Raw genomic sequence first — 19,615 nt, 5'->3', positions numbered from 1 at the left:
ACGTCAGGTGATCACGAGCGCGGTGGAATGCCGAGTTCCCGGTCGACGGCTGCGCTGGTGCGGGTCGCCGCCTTGATGACCGCGGCCCAGCTGCCGTACTTGGCGAACTGCTGGTCGGCCGTCGGGCCCAGGGGGTTGCCGTACTTCTTCATGTTCCGCTGCTCCAGGGCCTCGACCGCCTCGGGGGTCATCCCGGCGCGGGTGATGTCCTTGGCGTCGTTGCGCATGTCGACGAGGACGCGGGCGATCTCCTCGTCGGAGCGGCCTTCCTCGTGCATACGGTCCGCCACGCGCTCCATGGTGTCCAGGAGGTGGTGGTAGCGCAGCCGCACCTCACGGGCCCGCTCCCGCTCCTCCGGGCTCATCTGCCGGATCAGGCAGACCGCCGGGTCCTTGCTGGCGCACGGTTCCTCGGACGCGGGGGGCGGGGCGAGCAGGCTGGTGGCGGAGGGGGTGTGCCGCACCAGGGCGTCCGTGTGGGCGTGCGCCGGGGCGAGCAGGGTGCCGCTGAGGGTGGTGAGGAGGGGGAGGAGGAAGAGGACGACGAGGCGGGGGAGGAGCCGCGGGGGGATCCGCCGCACCAAGGGGGCCCGCTTCGGCAGGACGGTCACGTCGGGTACTTCGGGTACGGCCATGGGGTGGGCACGCACGTAAGAACTCTCCTTCGCCTGGGAGTTGGGGCGAAGGGGACATTACGGTGCGATAACGGCCGTGAGCGGCCACCCTCACGGCGCGTCCGGGTGACGTAGGAGATGACGCGCGCGGCACACCGCGGCGCGCCGGTTCAGCGCGCCGCGATCCCCTCACCCGCGGCCGGCCGCAGGCTCAGCGCGTGCAGCGCCAACTGCATCTCGAACTGGGCCGCCGGATCATGCAGCCGGTCGCCGAACACCTCGTCCAGCTGCCGCAGGCGGTAGCGGACCGTCTGCGGATGCACGGCCAGCCGCGTGGCGACCTCGCTCGCGTTGTGCCCGCACCGCAGCCAACACAGCAACGTCTCGGCGAGGCGCTCGCGCTGCGGTGAGCGCACCTCCTCCAGGGGCAGCAGATGCCGCTGCGCGAGTGCGTCGATCAGCGCCTCGTCGTGGAAGAGCAGCAGTGTCGCCAGGTGGTCGGCGCAGTGCAGCAGACCCGCGCGGGGCAAGATGCCGCGCCGTGAGAGGTCGAGGGCGTCGAGCGCCCAGCGCAGCGAGCGCGCGCCTTCGTGCAGCGCGACCGTGGGGCCGATCACCGCGCGCAGGCCCTGTAACGCGGCGGCGATCGAGCGGGCCCGCCCCGGCCCCTCCGGGTCGGGCACCACGATGCGGCCGGGCTGCTCGGAGAAGCGCGCGAGGAACTCCGGGGGCACGATGGGGCTGACGGTCTCCGGGGTCAGGGTGTGGTCGATGACGACCACCGCCACCTCGCGCGGGATGGGCCACTGGGCGGCCTGCGCGAGATCGGCGATGGCCTCCGCCGACGCGGGAGGGTCGGCGGTCAGCAGGTCGATGAGGCGGGCGCGTCGCTGCTGGAGTTCCCCCGCGGCGTGCAGCCTGGCCTCCGTGTAGCCCGCCGTCGTCGCCGCGGCCATCTCGTCCAGGTGCAGGAAGAGGGCCTCACCGAAGGCGGCGAGCACGTGCCGCGGCAGCAGGTCGGCGTCGACCAGGGCGTTGACCCGGCGCCAGGTGACGCGCGCGCCGAGGCGCAGTGCGGACTGGAAGGAGTCGAGACTGCGGCCCTCGTCGGCCTCGCCCCTGCCGATGTTCTGGTAGGTGGCCTTCACCGAGACCCAGTCGGTGTCCGGGTGGGCCATCCGGGCCAGGAACCCCTCCAGGGCCTGCTCCACGCCCCGGTTCACGACGTGCATGTACGTGTCGTCGGTCGGGCGCGCGTACTCCGGTATCTCCGTGCGGATCGCCCGCACCACCTCCGACGTGATGTCGTCGAGGAACGGCCGCACGTGATCGTGGAGACCCGAGGGAAAGGCCCTGAACGCGGCGTACGACTCCTCTGCCGGGGTGCCCGCGGGTGCGGGGGCGCCCGCCTGGGGTATGCCTGCGGGCAGTGCCGAACCGTTCACCATGGGGTGCTCCCTCTGCGCACGGGGGGACAAAGGTGTGGTGAAGACGCCGCCACGGGTCCGTGGCGGCCCGTCGGGGACGGACAGACATGATGCTGCCTCCCGTCACCCCCGTGACAAGAGGCAGCGCGTGCGAACTAGCTCACGTGAGGGGGCAGTTGCCGAACTCCGGTCTGCCCGCGAACCGGTCGCCGAGCCACTTGACGGTGTCGTCCTTCGCCAGTTGGTCGGTCGTCAGGTGCTCGCCCGGATAGACCTTCCACTGGGTGGTGATCCTTGCCTTGCAGTACGCCGCGCGCGTCGCGTCCTCCGTCTCGATCGGGACGACTTCCTCCAGCGCGCCGCGGTACTGCAGGACCGGGAAGTCGATCTCGTGCGTGGCTCCCGATCCGGGGCGGCCGATGCCGACGCCGAGCTTCTGCGCGTCGACGACCTGGCCCCACGTCCTGCCGTCCGTGCCCTTGAGCGCGTAGAGCTGCTCGAAGCTGAGGCCGCCCTTGGTGTTGTTCTCGAGCTTCTGGCCCGCGAGGGTCGAGATGGTCCCCGCCAGGCAGTGCGACCTGGCCTTCTTGACGGTCTCCTTGCCCTGGTCGTTCAGAAGTTCCTCGAACGGCATCCGGGGGTGCGCGGACGACAGACCGAGAACGGCGTCGACCAGGAAACCCGCGAACGGGCCGCCGTTGAGCGACTTGGCGACCACCTTCAGATCACCGGGCACACCGCCGGACGCGTCTCCCACGATGTCGAGTTCAGGGGCGTACGAAGCCGCGAGCTGCGTCGCCCACAGGCTGGCCGCACCGCCTTCGGAGTAACCCCACAGACCGATCTTCGTCTTCGGGTCGAGGCCGCTGCCGGGGATCGCCGGGGCGGTGCGCGCCATGTCGAGCAGCGCATGCCCGGCGTCGGTCCCGGAGACGTACGGGTGGGTCTGGCCGTCCAGGTAGCCGGCACCGTCCGTCGCGGCGACGGCGTAGCCGGCCTTCAGGAGCGCCGCGATGTTCTCGCCCTCGTACTCGTCCTGGAAGGCGCCCGCGAGCTGCTTGGAGAAGGCGCACTGCGAACCGAGCCCCAGCGTGCCGGGGTTGAAGGCCACGACGGGCCGGCTGCCCCGCCCCTCCCACTCCGCTGTCGGTACGGCGACGGTCCCGGAGACCGCGACCGGCTTGCCCGTGTTGTCCTTCGAGCTGTACTGGACCTTCCAGGCGCGCATCGGGACGTTGCCCGGCACGTGCGGGAGCGCGGTCGAACGGCAGGCGATGACGCTGCCGGGATTGCTCGGGACGGCCCCCGGCACCTGATAGATCCGCTCGTCCGTGGCGTCACACGCCGCCGACGCGTCCGGGGCCGTGGCGGCGCCCGCCGTCAGGGTGGGCACGCCGAGGCCGAGGCCCGCCAGGGCGACGGCCGAGGTCAGCGCCAGCAGTCTCTTCCTACGTTTCGCTCTTGGCCTGCGCACGGGTGCTCCTTCGTCTCGAGTTCGTCCGAGGGGGGTGGATGGGGGGACAGCTGTGCACGCCGTGAAGTTACGGAGCGGTAATCCGGCGCAGATAGTCAGCGGAGCCACAGCCCGCCGGGCCGGAACTGTGCGCCGGGGACAAGTGGCGGCACGCCCTCCTGCGCGACGATCAGGGCATGACCGAGCCCCAGGTGACGGCCCAGGACCCACGACCGTGGCTGCGCTTCTACGCCGCCGGGGTACCGCACCGCCTGCACGTCCCCGATGTCACGCTTCCCGAGCTGCTCGACGCTGCGGCCCGGCGCCACGGCGGCCGGTCCGGCTTCCGGGGGCTGCACCGCGCCGTGGGCGAATGCGCCGACACGCTGCGGACACTCGGCATCCGGCACGGCGACCGGGTGGCGCTGGTGCTGCCCAACTGCCCCTGGTTCGCCGTGGCGTGGCATGCGGTGCTGCGGCTCGGGGCGGTCGTGGTGGCGATCGACCCGGCGGCGCCCCGCGAAGTGCTGCGGCACCAACTGGGCGACTCAGGAGCGGTGCTGGTCGTCGCCGGCGCGGCGGTGAGGGAGCGGCTCGACGCCGCCCGCGTCGACACGTTCGTACGGGAGGTCATCACCGTCCCGATCGACGGGGAGTGGCCGGGGCGGGGTCACATACGCATGGCGCCCCGGCCGAAGACGGGAGGCGAGGGGCCGCGGCCCGGCGACCTCGCCGTCCTCGCCCACGTCACCGCCGACGGGCCCGCGGCGATGCTCACGCACGCCAACCTGGTCGCTGCCGCCCATCAACAGGCGTTGTGGCAAACGCGGTTGCGCGGCGGGCGCGAGACCGCCCTGGCCGTCACACCCCTCTGGCGTCCGCACGGCCTGCTGTTCGGCCTCATCACGCCGTTGCTGACCGGAGCGCGTACGGTCCTCCTGCCGGACCCCGGCCCAGAGGTACTGCTGCGTACGGCGCGCCGCCGGAAAGTGACCCTCCTGGCGGCCGAACCCGCCGACTGCCGACGTCTTCTCCGCCGCCCCGCCCACGAGTTGGAGGCCCTCGCCACGGTGCGGACCTGGCTGACCGGGCCCCTGGACGCCGAGGCAGCCGACCGCGTCCGGGCCTCGGTCGACGCGGTGCTCGTGGAGGGCTACGGCCTCCCGGAGGCCGCGGGCGCCCTCCTCGCCAACCCGCGCGGAGCCAACGCCCGCCCCGGCACCGCCGGCCTGCCCCTGCCCGGCACGGAGGTCCGCATCGGCCAGGAGGGCGCCCCCGGCGTGGAGTTGCCCCCGGGGCGGGCGGGTGAACTCCTGGTCCGGGGGCCGCAGGTGTGCGCGGGCTACTGGGGCGACCCGGCGGAGAGCGCGCGGCGCCTGCTGCCGGGCGGGTGGCTGCGTACGGGCGACATCGCGGTCCTGAGTCCGGACGGCTATGTGACCGTCCTCGGCAACCCGGGCGCCGGGGGCTTCGAGGATGCCCCGGCCCCCGCGTCACCTCTCCAGGAACGCCCCCGTCCGTGAGCCGCTCGCCCGCACGATTTCCTTCGGCGTCCCCTCGGCCACCATCTCGCCGCCCGCCTCACCGCCTTCCGGTCCCAGGTCGATGACCCGGTCGGCGGCGCGGATGACGTCCAGGTCGTGCTCGATGGTGATGACGGTGTTGCCCGCGTCGACGAGGCGTTGCAGGACGCCGAGCAGACGTGCGGTGCCGGCGGCGTACAGACCGGTCGTGGGCTCGTCCCCCGGGCGCATCGCGGGCGTCGCCACGCGCTCGACCGCCATGCTCGCCGCATCGGGCCTTCTGCATCGGTACGTCACCGACGAGCGGCCCCCGACTGCCGATCAGCCCCTCACTGACGCACCGGACGGCGGTCCCGCCTGGCGCCGGAAGGCGCTCCCGGCCGCCGGTGCCGGGCGGGGCGCCGCAGGGTGACCGCAGTGACGACGGCCCCCAACAGGACGCACAGGGCCGCCAGTTGAAGCCCGGTGTCGTAGCCGTCCAGGAAGGCGCTGCGCGGATCGGCGCCGTCCCGCAACGCCGTGCGCTCCGTCCGGGTCAGGACCACGCCGACCAGGACGACCCCGAAGACCCCGGAGATCTCACGGGCCGCGCTCACCAGGCCCGAAGCCATGCCGGTGCGCGTCGCGGGGACATCGGCGACGGAACGTACCGTCAGCGGAGTGGTCAGGGCCGACCCCGCGCCGATCAGGAGCAGCCCCGGCTGCAGATCCCAGTACTGCGCGTGCAGCCCCGTCCCCGACACCCACACCAGGCCGCCCGCGACCAGGACGAGCCCCCCGGCGATCGACCAGTGCGCCCCCACCGCCTTCGCCGCCCGCTCGGCGAACGGCGTCGTCACGAGCAGCGCGCCCGCCAGCGGCAGGAAGGCCAGCCCCGCCTTGGTGGGGGAGAAGCCGAGCACCCGCTGGAGGTAGAGCGCGGTGAAGAAGAACACGCCGTTGACGCCGATGCCCCACAGCACTTGGGCCGCCGCGCCTCCGCTGAGCGATCGGCTGCGCAGCAGACGCAGATCCACCAGCGGCAGGAACGTGCGCGACTCGACGACGAGAAACGCGATCCCGGTGGCCGCCGACAGCCACAGGCAGAGCGGCACGGGCGGCGTGCTGAAACTGTGCTCCCCGCCCCTGACCAGGCCGTACGTGAGAAGGAAGAGCGAGGTCGTGGACAGTGCGACGCCCGGCAGATCGAGGAGCGGCAGCAGGCCGCGGCGCACGCGCGTGACGGTCCGGGGCACCGCGGGCACCAGCAGCAGGGCAAGGACACCGAAGGGGACGTTGAGCAGGAACACCCAGCTCCAGTCCCACCGTTCGGTGACGAAGCCGCCCACCACCGGCCCGAGCGCGAGCGCGACAGCGAGCGCCGCCGTCCACAGGCCGACAGCCATGGCGCGCCTTCGGGCGGGCAGATCGGCGGCGACCACTGCGAGCGAGGCCGGGATGACGAGCGCCGCGCCCACACCCTGCACGGTGCGTGCCGCGATGAGTGTCCCGCCGCTGTCCGCGAGTGCGGCCGCCAGCGAGGCCACGGTGAACACGACGATCCCCGCCGCGAGGACCGCCCGGCGGCCGAGCAGATCCGTGAGCCTGCCACCGGCCGGCAGGAGCGAGCCGAAGCTCAGCACGTAACTGGTGGCCACCCACTCCAAGTCCGTGACGCTCAGGCCGAGTTTGCGCTGCACGGTGGGCAGCGCGACGTTGATGACGGTGTTGTCGAGCGTCGTGATGAAACCCGCGAGGGCGAGCATCGCAAGGAGAGCGGTCAGCCTGCCACGGCCCACGTGCGGCTCCCCTCGGTCGCGATGCCGTCCCGCCGGTGGATTCTCCGGTCCCGCGGCGGGCGTCGCTGCTGCCCGTGACGCCGAATCGGGTGCGGCGGCTTGTCAGTGAAGTGACAGAGGTTGTCAGACGATCTGTCAGCAGCCCGTCTTACTCATGGGTCACATCCGGGCGGAACCTGGTGCACCGCTCGTCCCGGTCCCTCACGACGCTCGTCCCGGTCCCCGCGAGGCCCGTCCCCGGCCCCCGCGCCGTCCAGTTGGAGCCGCCATGTCCACCACGCAGACCCGCCGGCCGTCCGAAGGCCCGCTGCTGACCGACCACTTGGCGCACTGGGCCGCCGCCAGGCCGCACCAACGCGCTTTCACCTACGTGGACTTCCCCGAACCGTCGTCCCCCGGTCTGCACCACACCCTCGGCTGGCAGGGGCTCGACGTGCGGGCCCGCGCGATCGCCGGGCGCATAGCGGCGACAGCGGGCCCCGGTGAGCGGGCGGCCCTGCTGCTTCCGCAGGGCCTCGACTACGCGGCGGCGTTCCTGGGCTGTCTCTACGCGGGGGTGATCGCGGTACCGCTGTTCAGCCCGGAACTGCCCGGCCACGAGGGCAGGTTGGCGGCCGTTCTCGCGGACTGCGAGCCCGCGTGCGTGCTGGCCGAGGCGGCGACGGCTCCCGGGGTGGAGCGGTTCATGGCCGGGCAAGGGCTGCCGCCGGTTCCCGTGGTCCAGGTGGACAGGCCGGGCGAGGCGTCTCAGGCCACCCTGCCCGAGCGGCCCGAACCGGACGACATCGCCTACCTCCAGTACACCTCAGGCTCCACGCGCAGCCCGGCGGGCGTCGTGATCAGCCACGCCAACGTGGTGGCCAACGCCCGCCAGGCCATCGACGCCTTCGCGGCCGAAGCGGCGGCCAACACGACGGTCGGCTGGCTGCCCCTCTTCCACGACATGGGCCTCGTCCTGAGCGTGGCCGCACCCGTCGTCGGCGGCTTCCCCTCGGTCCTCATGGACCCGGTCGCCTTCCTGGAGCACCCGGTGCGCTGGCTGCGGCTGCTCGCCGCGTACCCGGGGACGATCAGCGCGGCCCCCAACTTCGCGTACGACTACTGCGCCAGCAGGGTCGACCGGGACGAGGCCGCCGAGCTGCGCCTCGACCGGGTCAAGGTCCTCATCAACGGCAGCGAACCCGTGCGCCCCGGCACCGTCGAGCGCTTCCGCGACGCGTTCGCCGACGCGGGACTCGCGCCCGAGGCGCACTGCCCGGCGTACGGCCTCGCCGAGGCCACCGTGTTCGTGACGACCGACACGTTCGCCGCGCCGCCCACTGTCGTGGCCTGCGATCCGCTCGCCCTGTCCGAAGGGCGCCTGGAGGCAGTGGAGTCGACGGATTCGGAGGCGACACGCCTGGTCGCCTGCGGCACTCCGGCAGGGCAGGAGCTGCGCATCGCGGACCCGGCGACCGGCGCCGCACTCCAGCCGGGCGAGGTCGGCGAGATCATGCTGCGCGGCCCCAACGTCGGCCTCTGCTACTGGAAGCGGAACGGCCTCTCGGAGGAGGTCTTCGGCTTCCGCCCACCCGGCGCGACCGGCCAGGACGGTGAGGACGGCGAAGCCGGCGAGGCGGGATGGCTGCGCACAGGCGATCTCGGCGCGCTCCACGACGGGCGGCTCCACGTCACCGGCCGGCTCAAGGACCTGATCATCGTGGACGGCCGCAACCACTACCCGCAGGACATCGAGGAGACCGTGCAGTCGGCCGTCGACCTCGTGCGCAGGGACCGGCTCGCCGCGTTCAGCGCCCCCTGGACGGGCACCGAGACCGATGTCCTGATCGTCGTAGCCGAGCACCGGCGCGGCGCCGGACCCACCGAACAGGAGGCGCTCGCCGCCCTGCGCACCGCCACGGCCGCCGTCTCGGCCCGGCACGGACTGCGCCTCGCCGAACTCCTCCTCATCCCGCCGGGCTCACTGCCGAGGACCAGCAGCGGCAAGGTCGCCAGAGCCGCGACCCGGGCACGCCATCTGCTCGGCGCCTTCGGCGAGGGCGGCAGGAGCGGCGCGGAGGACACGCGATGAGGGAGGTGGGCCTCGCGGAGATCCGGGCCGTGGTCGTCGAGAGCCTGAGCGCCTGGTACGGGCTCGCGGCCGAGGAGATCGCGGACGACCGCCCGCTGGCTGAGCTGGGTCTCACCTCACGTGACGCGGTCGTCCTGACGGCACGGCTGAGCGACGTGGCCGGCACCAGGCTGCCCGCGACGCTGCTCTGGGAGGCGCCCACCATCGGCGCGCTCACCGAGCGGGTGGTGCGCGGCGAACCGGAGCACGGTGGTGCGCCGTCGAAGCAGACGGGCGCGGGGAGGGCAGCGTCTCCCGCGCAGGGCGACACCCCGGTGGCGGTCATCGGCATCGGCTGCCGGCTGCCCGGCGCGGTCACCTCGCCCGCCGCCTTCTGGCGGCTTCTGGGCGAGGGCCGTGATGCCGTGGGCACGGTCGGCGAGGACCGCTGGGCGCCCTTCGTCCGGGCGGGGAGGAGCCTGCCGGACGACCTCAGCAGGCACGGCGGTGTCCTGGGGGACGGGAGCGTCGAGGGCGTGGGGGGCTTCGACGCCGAGTTCTTCGGTATCGGTGCGGACGAGGCCACCGCCATGGACCCGCAGCAGCGCATGCTCCTTGAGGTCACCCGGGAGGCCGTCGACCACGCGGCCCTGCCCGTGCCGTCCCTCGCGGGCACCCGTACCGGGGTCTTCGTGGGCATCAGCGGCAACGAATACGCCCATCTCACCACCGCGGACCCGGAGTCGGTCGGGGCCTGGACCCCGCCGGGCGCGGCCCTGAGCGTGGCCGCCAACCGTCTCTCCTACGTCTTGGACCTGCGCGGTCCGAGCATGGCCGTCGACACGGCGTGCTCCTCCTCGCTCGTCGCCGTGCACCACGCGGTACGCAGCCTCGGCGCGGGGGAGAGCGACATGGCGCTCGCCGCCGGGGTGAACCTGCTGCTTTCCCCCGCGGTGACGCTCGGGTTCCAGCGCGCGGGGGCGCTGGCCGCCGACGGCCGGTGCAAGGCGTTCGACGCGTCGGCCGACGGCATGGTGCGCGGCGAGGGGTGCGGAGTCGTAGTCCTCAAGCGTCTCGCCGACGCCGAACGCGACGGGGACCGCGTCCTCGCGGTCATCGAGTCCACCGCGGTCAACTCCGACGGCCGTTCCAACGGACTCACGGCCCCCAGCGCCGACGCCCAGCGCACGCTCCTGGAGCAGTGCCATGCCGCCGGTTCGCCCGCCTCGGTGGACTACGTCGAGGCACACGGCACCGGCACGGCGCTGGGCGACCCGATCGAGGCGTCCGCCCTTTCGGCCGCGCTCGGCGCGGGGCAGGGGAGGGCCGCCGACCAGCCGCTGCTCATCGGCTCGGTGAAGACGAACATCGGCCACCTGGAGGCGGCGGCGGGCATCGCCGGGCTCATCAAGACGGTGCTCGCCCTGCACCACGACGAGATACCGCCCCACCTGCACTTCACCGCCCCAAGCCCGCACGCCGACCTCGACGCGCTCGGCCTGCGCGTCGTCACGGGGCCCGAGCCGTGGCCCCGCTACTCGGGCACCGCACGCGCGGGAGTCTCGGCGTTCGGCTTCGGCGGCACGAACGCGCATGTCGTCCTCGCCGAACACCGTGGGCCGCGCGGCCCACGGACAGCGGCCACCGGAGCGGCCGTGGCCCTGCTCGACGGCGTCACCGAGGACCGCGTCCGCGCGTACGCGGGCGAGCTCGCCCAGTGGCTCGCGGGGCCGGACAGTCGCTCCGTGCGCCCCGCGGACCTGGCCCGCACCCTGTCCGGCCGGGTGGGGAGGGGCCGCCACAAGGCGGCGGTCGTCGCCCGCGACCGGGAGGAGCTGAGCACGGCACTGGCCCATCTGGCCGGGCGGGAGCCCGACGCGCGGGTGGTCCTGGGACTGCCCGGGGCAGGAGCGCAGGCGACCGGTGCCGATCCCGGGGCCGTGTGGGTGTTCTCCGGGTACGGGTCGCAGTGGCCCGGCATGGGCAGCGAACTGCTCGCCACGGAAACGGAGTTCGCGGCCGCCGTCGACCGTCTGGAGCCGCTGCTGCGAGACCAGGCGGGCATCTCGCTGCGGGAGTGCATGGACCCCGGCGCCGATCTGTCCTCACCCGCAGTCGTCATGCCCGCGCTCTACGGGATGCAGGTCGCCCTCGCCGAGCTGTGGAGGTCCCACGGCTTCGAACCCGCCGCAGTGATCGGCCACTCGATGGGGGAGATCGCCGCGGCCGTCACCTGCGGCGCCCTCGACGAGGCCACCGGCGCGCGCGTCGTGGCGATCCGCTCACGGCTCCTCGCCGGGCTCACGGGCGGCGCGATGGCGGTGGTGGACCGGCCCGGCGAGCACATCGAAGCCCTGGCCGCCGACTTCCGCACGCTCCAGGTCGCCGTGCACGCCTCCCCGGCGCAGAGCGTGGTCACCGGCTCCGCGGACGACGTGCGCGGACTCATCGACCATGTCACCGGGGAAGGCGGTTTCGCCCGCTCCCTGCGCGTCACCGGGGCGGGACACTCGCCCCACGTCGACCCGCTGCTCGGCGAGTTCGCCAGGGAACTCGGCACCGTGCGCCACGCGCGGCCCGGCTGCCGTCGCTACTCCACCGTCCTCGCCGACCCGCGCGACCCGGCACCCTGCGACGCCGGTTACTGGGTCGCCAACCTGCGCCGTCCCGTCCGCTTCACCCAGGCGGTGCGTGCCGCCGCCGACGACGGTCACCGCCTGTTCGTCGAAGTGGCCCCGCATCCCACGCAGTTGCACCCGCTGACCGAGACGCTGCGCGAAGCGGGCGCCAAAGACCCGCTGATCCTGCCGACCCTGCGCCGCGGCACCGACGACCCGGTCACCTTCCGCACCTCGCTGGCCACGCTGCTCGTACGAGGTGCCGGCGGGCCCGCGCCCCTGCGGGCCCTGCATCCCGGCGCACGCGTCGTCGACGTCCCCACACCGCGCTGGCGGCACCGCCGCTTCTGGGCGGGGGAGGCACCCGGCCCGCACGAGACGCCACGCCATACACCGGCTCCCGCCCGCCTCACGGGCCCGCTCGACCGTCTCCGCGGCTGTGTGGCCGACGTCATGGGCTACACCCCGGACCGCATCGACGCCGACACCCCCCTCACCGACCTGGGGCTCGACTCGCTCAGCGCGGCACGCATCCGGACCGCGGTGGAGCGGGAGTTCGGGGTGGAGCTGGAGCCCGGCGTGCTGCTGCGGCAGGCGACGCTGAGAGGGGTCGCGGAACTGCTGCCGGAGAACCACGGCATCGGGGAAGTTCGGGCGGAACCCAGGCCGGGGCGCAGGGAGGGCCCGCTCCGGGTGCTGGCCGACACGGGACCCGGCACCCCCCTCTTCCTGGCGCACGCCGCGGGCGGCACCTCCGAGGTGTACGCACGCCTCGCCGACCGCCTGTCCCACTCCCGCCCCGTGTACGGCTTCGACCGGCTGACGACCCCGGAGCACGTCGGGCCCCGAGCGGCGGAGTTCGCGGCGCGTATCCGTGCCGTGAGCCCCAACGGGCCCTGGCTGATGGGCGGTTGGTCCTACGGCGGACTGCTGGCCCAAGAGGCGGCGAGGCTCCTCGCGCCGCACGGCGCCGTCCGCGCCCTGGTGCTCCTCGACTCCGTACTGCCCCTGCCCGTTCCCCCGGGCCTGACCCCGGTGGAGGAAGCGCACCGCCGCTACGCCGACTTCGCCGCGTACATCGAGCGCATCTATCGCGCCCAACTCGCCCTGCCCTACGAAGAGCTGGCGCGGCGAGACGACGCCGAGCAGATCGCCCTCGTGATGAAACTCCTGGAACAGGCCGTCGACCTCCCCCAGGCGGTCCTCGACCATCAGCGCACCTCCGCCCTCGACCTCCGCAGCGGCGAACGCCACAGGCCCGGCCCCTACGCGGGCCGGACCCTCCTCTACCGGGCGACCGAACCGGCCCCGCACACCGTGCGCGACATCCGCTACGAGCGGGACGACGAAAGCCTCGGGTGGGACGCCCACTGCACCGACCTCGCGGTGACCCCGCTGCCGGGACACCACCTCGCCCTGCTCGACCCGCCGGTCGTGGACACCCTCGCGGAGTTCCTGGCCCGCGACCTGCGCGACACCTGACCGTTCGCACCTCCCACCGTCCGCCCGTCCGCCCGTCCGAGAAGAGGACCGCGCCCATGCCGCACAAACACCGGAGACCACGCAGGAAGCTGGCCGCCATCGCCGCGGCCACCGCGCTCCTCGCCACCGGCGGTGCCCTGGGCACCTCCACCGCCCTGGGCACGCCGACCGCGGCCCCGGCGGCGGTCCGCGCCGCCGACGGCCCGCGCGTCGTCGGCGAGAAGTGGATCGACTCCCGCACCGTCGACCTCACCGTGGACTCACCCGCCGTGGGCAAGCAGCTGCCCGTACGCGTCATCCTGCCGGCCCGCTTCAAGGAGCAGCCGGACCGCACCTGGCCCGTGCTCTACCTCCTCCAGGGCGCCCACGACGACTACACGTCCTGGACCCGGGAGACGGACGTCGAGGAGTTCCTGGCCGACAAGGACGTCATCGCCGTGATCCCGGCGTCCGGCCCCACCGGCATCCCCACCGACTGGTGGAACCACGGCAGCCCCACCGCCCCGGACTACGAGACCTTCCAGGTCGAGGAGTTGACGGGACTTCTGCGCGACACCTACCGAGCCAACGGCACCCGCGCCGTCGCCGGAGTCTCCACCGGTGGCTACGGCGCCATGGCGTTCGCCGCCCGGCACCCCGGCACCTTCGGTGCGGCGGCCTCGTACAGCGGCGTCCTGGACACCACGGCCCTCGGCATGCCGACGGTGATGAACGCCATCGTCGCCCGGGAGCTCCAGCTGCCCTCTGCCCTCTGGGGCAGCCCCTTCCTGCACCGCGAGAACTGGAACCGCCACAACCCCGCCGCGCTCGCCAAGCACTTGGCGGGCACCCGGCTCTATGTCTCGCAGGGCAGCGGTGTCCCCAGCAGCGACTTCGGCAACCTGGAGGGCGCGATCCTGGAGGGCACGCTGTGGAGCCAGGCGCACGCGTTCGCACGGCAGTTGGACCGCGCCGGCGTCCCGGCGACGGTCAACTTCTACCGTGGCGGCTCGCACGCCTGGCCGTCCTGGCAGCGGGAGTTCAAGGCTTCCTGGCCGACGCTGGCGGCGGGCCTTGGGCTTCCCGCGCCGGCGTCCTGACGTCGGCGGAGATGCGGGCCAGGCGCCGCTCGTCGGGCCAGCGCACCGCGCTCGCCCATGAGGCCAGCTCGAAGAGGCGGATCAGCCGGGCGCTGGAGTCGAGCTGTCCGCGCAGCACTCCGTGGCGGGCGGACGTCGGGTCGGCGTGATGGAGGTTGTGCCAGGACTCGCCGCCGGAGAACGGCGCGAGCCACCAGACGTTCCCCGAGCGGTCCCGGACCCGGAAGGGGCGGTCCCCGCTGATGTGGCAGATCGAGTTGATCGACCAGGTGACGTGATGGAGCAGGCCGATGCGGACGAGACCCGCCCAGAAGAAGGCGGACCAGGCGGCGCCGGAGTCCCAGGCACCCTCACCCCACAGACCTCCCACCACCGCGGGCGCGCCGAACGAGAAGAGCACGATCAGCGGCTGCCAGCGCGCCACCATGACCAGGTCACGGTCGGCGAGGAGGTCGGGGACGTACTTGCGCTGGTCCGTCTTGTCGTTGTTGAAGGTCCAGCCGACGTGCGCCCAGACCATGCCCTTGAGCAGGGCGCGTACGGAGGTCCCGAACCGCCAGGGGGAGTGCGGGTCGCCCGGCTGGTCCGCGAACCGGTGGTGGCGGCGGTGATCGGCGCACCACGTGATCGCGTCACCCTCGACGGCCATCGTCCCGGCCACCGCGAGGGCGATCTTCAGGGGACGGGCGGCCTTGAACGCCTTGTGCGTGAACAGGCGGTGGTAGCCGATGGTGATGCCGTGCACGGCGACGGCGTACATCACCGCGCCGATCACCAGGTCGTGCCAGGTGACCCCCCACCCCCACAGCACGACGACCGACGCGATCACCGCGACAAAGGGAATTCCGACGAACACCCCCACGACGATCCGGTCCGCTGTGCCCATGCCTTCGCCCCGAGCGGCGTTCACGCTCTCTTGTTCCATGAGATTTGCTCACCTTTCAGTGCGGGCTTTCAGTGCGGGTGAGCCGGACATTAGCGACGGAATTACGGAGGCCTCTACTCGGAAAGTGATGACAGGGCCCGGGTCGGACTAGCGATCCCGGTGAATTGCGGCCGATCTGCTTGTGGAGAGCAGGTGTTCCGCCGCACTGTATGGACCCATTGGACAACTGTGCCGAAGGAGGAACCTCATGGATGTGCTCGCAGAAGCGGTCGTCGCGGGAGCCGGGGCGGACGAGCTGCGCCGACTTCCCGTACCCGCCGAATTCACCGCCGCGCATCTGCGGAGGGAGGACGTGGAGAGTTTCACGGGGGTCGCGGACAAGGATGTCCGAAAGACGCTCCATGTCGGCCCGGTGCCGATGCCGGAACTCGCCCCGGACGAAGTCCTGGTGGCCGTCATGGCGAGCGGGATAAACTACAACACCGTGTGGTCGGCGATGTTCGAGCCGTTATCCACTTTCTCCTTCCTGCGGCATTTCGGTGCGAAAGGAGGATGGGCGGAGCGGCACGACCAGCCCTACCACGTGGTGGGTTCGGACGCGGCCGGTGTCGTCGTCCGTACGGGGGCCGGGGTGCGGCGCTGGAACATCGGCGACGAGGTCGTGGTCAGCCCCGCCTACGTGGACGACGAGGAACCGGCGACCCACGCCGACGGCATGCTGGGCGACGCACAGCTCGCCTGGGGCTTCGAGACCAACTTCGGCGGCCTCGCCCACTACTGCGTGGCCCGCGCCAGTCAACTCCTGCGCAAGTCGGACCGGTTGACCTGGGAGGAGGCGGCCGCGAGTCCGCTGTGCGCGGGCACCGCCTACCGCATGCTGGTCAGTGACCGCGGCGCGCGGATGACCCAGGGCGACGTCGTGCTGATCTGGGGCGCGGCGGGCGGCCTCGGCGCGTACGCGGCGCAGCTCGTCCGCAACGGCGGCGGCATCGCGGTGGGCGTGGTCGGCAGCGAGGACAAGGCGGAGCGCGCCCGTGCCTTCGGCTGCCATGCGGTGATCAACCGCGCCGAGATCGGGCTGACCGGCACGGCTCCGGCCGATCCGGCGGCGGTCGGCAAGAAGCTCGGCAAGCGGATCCGCGCCGAGGTGGGGGAGGACCCGCACATCGTGTTCGAGCACGTCGGCCGTGCGACCTTCGGGGTGTCGGTCTTCGTGGTCCGCCGGGGCGGCGCCGTCGTCACCTGCGGATCGAGCACCGGCTATCTGCACGAGTTCGACAACCGCTACCTCTGGATGCGCCTCAAGCGCGTCATCGGCAGCCACGGCGCGAATCTCCAGGAACAGGCCGCGGTGGCCCGCCTCCTCGACCTCGGACACATCCGGCCTGCCCTGTCGGTGACGTACGACCTCCAGGACACCGCCGAGGCCGCCCGCCTCGTCCAGACGAACCGCCACACGGGAAAGGTCGGCGTGCTCGCGCTCGCGCCGGGAACCGGTCTGGGAAGGCGGGGTGCGGCCCTGACATGAGCCGGGACGGGCCCTCCCCATCCGTGGGAGGGCCCGTCTCGCGCGTGTCCGCGCTCAGCGCACCGTCACGAAGACGACGGGGGAGATGGCGCGGCCGCCCACGATGCGCAGGGCGTTGCGGCCCTTGAGGCCGAGCTTGACCCGCATCTTGTAGTTCCCCTTGCGCGCGGTGTAGACCGACGCGGGCAGGGACACCCAGCGCTTGCCCTGCTTCTGCTGCAGCGTGACGCGCGTACCGGCCTTCATGTTGCGGCCGACTCCGTAGATGTAGAAGTTCTGCCACGCGCGCACCTTGGCCGTGGTCGACTTCGCCGTCAGTGTCGGGCGCGGGGCCGCGGTGGCGGCGGCGTCGGACACGGGGGAGATGTGCGGGCTCACGGCGCCGGCACCGGCCGCCGCGGGGCCCGCCAGGACGGCCAGGGCCGCGATGCCCGCCACTGACATGTACTTCACCGACGCGTACGTCGGCTTCAACCGGTTAACGGTCAACTTCTCGTCTCCATCTGTCCGTTGAAATCCCGCTCGGACCCGGCTGCGCGGGGGCTCGCTTCCTGGTCGAACCATGTGTAGACCGCGGCAAGATGAACGAATCAGATGAAGAGGCGTCTTTTGTGTAATTTGACCCAAGTGCCTCACGCGCCCGGCGGATCCCACCCGCACGGCGGCGTCCACTCGACCGCGCCCGGCGCGGGGCCCTGCTCGATCGCGGTGATCAGCTGATGGACCGATGCGGCACCGAGCGGCCCGGCCACGGAGACGACTCCGGCCAGTGCCTTGTGCGCCCGGCGCCAGGCCCTGCTGGGCCGGCCGCGCAGATGCTCGACGAGGGCGTGGGCGTACTGCGTCATGGAGCGCGCCCATATGTCGTGCCGCGTCTGCGTGCCGGCCGACGCGCGGCGGACGCTGTGCAGGGCGTCGGCCGGGCGGACGCGCGCCTGCGCCACGGCAAGGCCGGCCCAGCTGACCGCGGCGGGCGGGCCGTGGTCGGCGTGGACGGGGACGGTGTGGGCGGCCTCCCGCAAGTGCTCGATGGCGCGTTCCGTCCGGCCGTCGCGCAACGCGATGACGCCCTGTACGTGGGCGACCCGGCCGATGGTCGCGTCGTCCCCGGAGAGCATGGCGGCCCGCCAGGCCTGGCCGAGAAGTTCCTCGGCCTCCGGCGCGCCCGTGCAGGCCGCGAGCCAGCCGGCCAGCCACAGGGCCTGGCCGCGGGCCGTGTCCGATGGCCCGTCCACGGTGTCCGCGCGCCCGAGCGGCAGCAGCCGCCGCAGATGCTCGCGGCCCTCGGCGGCGTGTCCGCAGACCGCCCACCAGAACCACAGGTCCACGACCATGCCGAGGGCGGTCGCACACCGGTCGGCGCTGTCCGGACCCCGCTCAAGGGCGGTGCGGAGGTTCGGCTCCTCGTCGCGCAGCAGCAAGGTCGCCTGCTCGTGCCGTCCGGTGCTCCACAACTGGTGGGCGGTGGCGGCGACGGTGCGGTACCAGTCGAGATGGCGGGCTGCCGCGGCGGCGGACTCGCCCGCGGACTCCAGGCGTTCGGCGCCGAAGCCGCGGGCCGCCGCGGGCAGCCGGTAGCGGGGCTGCAGCACGCCACCGGGGTCACGCACCGGTTCCAGGACCGAGGCCAGGGCGAGGCGGGCCAGGCAGGACGGCACCCGCGCCGGGTCCAGTCCGCCGCCCGCGCACACGTGGACGGCGGCGTCCTCGTCGAACTCGCCCGGGAACACGCTGAGCCGCGCCCAGACGCTGCGCTCGTCCTGCCCGCACAGGGCGTAACTCGCGCCCACGGCGGCCCGCAGGGACCGGTGGCGCCGTACGGGAGCCTGGGGTCGGCCGAGCCAGCCCTGGGTGAGCCGCAGCATGGGCGCGAGCCGCGCCGGCGAATGCAGGGCGGTCTGCGCGGCGGCGAGCTCCACGGCGAGCGGTACGCCTTCGAGCCGTGCGCAGATGTCGCGCACGGCGCGCAGTTCGGCTTCGTCGGGTGCGGCGGCCGAGGGCCGGGCGTGGGGGTCGGTGCCCGGGTCCGCCCGCCGCCGGGCTCCACGCGCACGCTCCAAGAAAAGCTCCACCGCGGGCCCGGGACCTTCCTCCGTGCCGGGCGCGCCTACACCTACGGGGAGCGGCCTGAGGTGCAGCACCAACTCCTGCCCGAGGCCCAGCGGCTGCCGCCCCGTGGCAAGAACGCGCACGCCGGGCGCACCCAACAGCAACGTCTGCACGAGCCGTACGCACTCCTCCCGTACGGGATCGAGATCATCCAACACAAGAAGCACCCGCCGCCCCCGAACCCGCGCAAGAAGCTCCGCTTCACCGACCGTGGCCCGTGCCGCCCCGACCCTCGGCCCGCCACCGCCAGGGACCACACCGAACACATGCCCAGCGAAGCCCGGCCCTCCGCCCGGCACTTCGTCCGACGCTCCGTCCGGTTTCCCGTGCCGCTTCCCGCCGGGCGTCGGGCTCGGCTCGCTGTCCGGCACTTCGCCCGGTTTCCCGTCCGGTTTCCCGTCGGGCTTCCGGTTCGGCTCGCTGTCCGGCTCTCCGTCCGGCACTCTGCTCGGCTTCCGGATCGGCTCTCCGTCTCGCACCTCGTCGCGCCCTCTGCCCGGCTTCGAGCCTGGTCTCCCGTCCGGCTTCCCACCAGGTTCTTGGATCGGCTCTTCGTCCGGCACTTCGCCCGGCTTCCCGTCCGGCACTTCGCGCGCCGCCCCAGCCGGCGCCCCGCCCTGCTCTTCATCCGGCGCCCCGCCCGACTCCCCGCCCGGCTCCCCGTCCATCGCATCGAGCACCGCTCGTGCCACCGACTGCCCCCGCGCGGGCCCGCCGTCCCACCAGCGCACGATGATCACGCCGTCCGTCAGTTGGCTGTTCACCGCCGCCGCGGCGTGTGCGGCGAGCATGCTTTTGCCGACACCCGGGCCGCCCGTCACCGTCACCAGCCTGCTCCGGGCCAGCAGGCGGCGCAGTCCCGACAGCTCGTCGGCCCGGCCGAGCAGGCCACCCCCTCGCACACGCACTCGCCCTGCCGTCCTCGTCATGCCCGGGCCCTTCCCTGCCGCGAGCCATGCCGCCCGCCCCACGCCACACTGCCCTGCAGAATCGTCTCTGCAATGAATTCGCCAGATCCTCTAACTCCGGGCCCCGATCTGGGTTACGGGGCGGATTGCGGGGCGAAGG

Annotated in this window: 12 protein-coding genes and 1 pseudogene; 5 read left to right on the top strand and 8 right to left on the bottom strand. The window is 73.1% G+C overall.

All coding sequences use genetic code 11. The features are described 5' to 3' along the window. Positions 1-11 precede the first annotated feature (11 nt). From AB0I66_RS04310 to AB0I66_RS04300, 3 genes are all read right to left on the bottom strand, one after another. Positions 12-650, bottom strand: a complete 639-nt coding sequence (locus AB0I66_RS04310; protein WP_363206146.1) for a hypothetical protein — start codon at positions 648-650, stop codon at positions 12-14. 134 nt (positions 651-784) lie between these two features. Then, positions 785-2,062, bottom strand: coding sequence for a helix-turn-helix domain-containing protein (locus tag AB0I66_RS04305; protein WP_363206145.1), 1,278 nt, complete (start codon positions 2,060-2,062; stop codon positions 785-787). 139 nt (positions 2,063-2,201) lie between these two features. Continuing rightward, positions 2,202-3,515, bottom strand: coding sequence for a lipase family protein (locus AB0I66_RS04300; RefSeq protein ID WP_363206144.1), 1,314 nt, complete (start codon positions 3,513-3,515; stop codon positions 2,202-2,204). A gap of 176 nt (positions 3,516-3,691) precedes the next feature. Here AB0I66_RS04300 and AB0I66_RS04295 point away from each other — a divergent pair, with 176 nt between their 5' ends. Then, entirely contained in the window at positions 3,692-5,017 is a 1,326-nt protein-coding gene (locus tag AB0I66_RS04295) for an AMP-binding protein (protein WP_363206143.1), read from the top strand. On the opposite strand, the pseudogene AB0I66_RS04290 reads toward AB0I66_RS04295, so the two are convergent. Both AB0I66_RS04290 and AB0I66_RS04285 read right to left on the bottom strand, forming a co-directional pair. After that, positions 4,988-5,236: pseudogene (locus AB0I66_RS04290) on the bottom strand (excinuclease ABC subunit UvrA); the annotation flags it as partial. The gene AB0I66_RS04295 and the pseudogene AB0I66_RS04290 sit on opposite strands and share 30 nt — an antisense overlap. A 110-nt stretch (positions 5,237-5,346) precedes the next feature. Beyond that, a complete protein-coding gene (locus tag AB0I66_RS04285; RefSeq protein ID WP_363206142.1) occupies positions 5,347-6,795 on the bottom strand; it encodes an MFS transporter in 1,449 nt (482 codons plus the stop codon). 268 nt (positions 6,796-7,063) lie between these two features. Between AB0I66_RS04285 and AB0I66_RS04280 the strand changes: the two genes are divergently transcribed. The 3 genes from AB0I66_RS04280 to AB0I66_RS04270 are packed head-to-tail and all read left to right on the top strand — an operon-like array spanning position 7,064 to position 14,024. Continuing rightward, positions 7,064-8,866, top strand: a complete 1,803-nt coding sequence (locus AB0I66_RS04280) for a fatty acyl-AMP ligase (protein WP_363206141.1) — start codon at positions 7,064-7,066, stop codon at positions 8,864-8,866. Continuing rightward, entirely contained in the window at positions 8,863-12,945 is a 4,083-nt protein-coding gene (locus AB0I66_RS04275; RefSeq protein ID WP_363206140.1) for a beta-ketoacyl synthase N-terminal-like domain-containing protein, read from the top strand. The genes AB0I66_RS04280 and AB0I66_RS04275 overlap by 4 nt, the downstream gene beginning before the upstream one ends. Before the next feature lie 56 nt (positions 12,946-13,001). Beyond that, positions 13,002-14,024, top strand: a complete 1,023-nt coding sequence (locus AB0I66_RS04270; RefSeq protein WP_363206139.1) for an alpha/beta hydrolase family protein — start codon at positions 13,002-13,004, stop codon at positions 14,022-14,024. On the opposite strand, the gene AB0I66_RS04265 is transcribed toward AB0I66_RS04270, so the two are convergent. Next, entirely contained in the window at positions 13,966-14,949 is a 984-nt protein-coding gene (locus AB0I66_RS04265) for a fatty acid desaturase (RefSeq protein ID WP_363206138.1), read from the bottom strand. The two genes, AB0I66_RS04270 and AB0I66_RS04265, sit on opposite strands and share 59 nt — an antisense overlap. 208 nt (positions 14,950-15,157) lie before the next feature. Here AB0I66_RS04265 and ccrA point away from each other — a divergent pair, with 208 nt between their 5' ends. After that, positions 15,158-16,438 (top strand): crotonyl-CoA carboxylase/reductase, encoded by a 1,281-nt coding sequence (gene ccrA, locus AB0I66_RS04260; protein ID WP_363206137.1) that lies wholly within the window; start codon positions 15,158-15,160, stop codon positions 16,436-16,438. Positions 16,439-16,492: 54 nt separating this feature from the next. On the opposite strand, the gene AB0I66_RS04255 is transcribed toward ccrA, so the two are convergent. After that, positions 16,493-16,927, bottom strand: a complete 435-nt coding sequence (locus AB0I66_RS04255) for a hypothetical protein (protein WP_363206136.1) — start codon at positions 16,925-16,927, stop codon at positions 16,493-16,495. A gap of 143 nt (positions 16,928-17,070) precedes the next feature. Then, positions 17,071-19,455: a hypothetical protein gene (locus AB0I66_RS04250; protein WP_363206135.1), complete on the bottom strand. Its 2,385-nt coding sequence runs from the start codon at positions 19,453-19,455 to the stop codon at positions 17,071-17,073. Positions 19,456-19,615 lie beyond the last annotated feature (160 nt).

This window comes from Streptomyces sp. NPDC050439, from assembly GCF_040655335.1.
In the GTDB taxonomy this organism is placed as follows: domain Bacteria; phylum Actinomycetota; class Actinomycetes; order Streptomycetales; family Streptomycetaceae; genus Streptomyces.
This window is presented reverse-complemented; position numbering and strand designations above follow the sequence as displayed.

Bases quoted from the DNA above. Each gene is read 5' to 3' on its own strand.
- AB0I66_RS04305 (WP_363206145.1), bottom strand. From the start codon at position 2,062: ATGGTGAACGGTTCGGCACTGCCCGCAGGCATACCCCAGGCGGGCGCC.
- AB0I66_RS04295 (WP_363206143.1), top strand. From the start codon at position 3,692: ATGACCGAGCCCCAGGTGACGGCCCAGGACCCACGACCGTGGCTGCGC.
- AB0I66_RS04280 (WP_363206141.1), top strand. From the start codon at position 7,064: ATGTCCACCACGCAGACCCGCCGGCCGTCCGAAGGCCCGCTGCTGACC.
- AB0I66_RS04275 (WP_363206140.1), top strand. From the start codon at position 8,863: ATGAGGGAGGTGGGCCTCGCGGAGATCCGGGCCGTGGTCGTCGAGAGC.
- AB0I66_RS04270 (WP_363206139.1), top strand. From the start codon at position 13,002: ATGCCGCACAAACACCGGAGACCACGCAGGAAGCTGGCCGCCATCGCC.
- AB0I66_RS04265 (WP_363206138.1), bottom strand. From the start codon at position 14,949: ATGGAACAAGAGAGCGTGAACGCCGCTCGGGGCGAAGGCATGGGCACA.
- ccrA (WP_363206137.1), top strand. From the start codon at position 15,158: ATGGATGTGCTCGCAGAAGCGGTCGTCGCGGGAGCCGGGGCGGACGAG.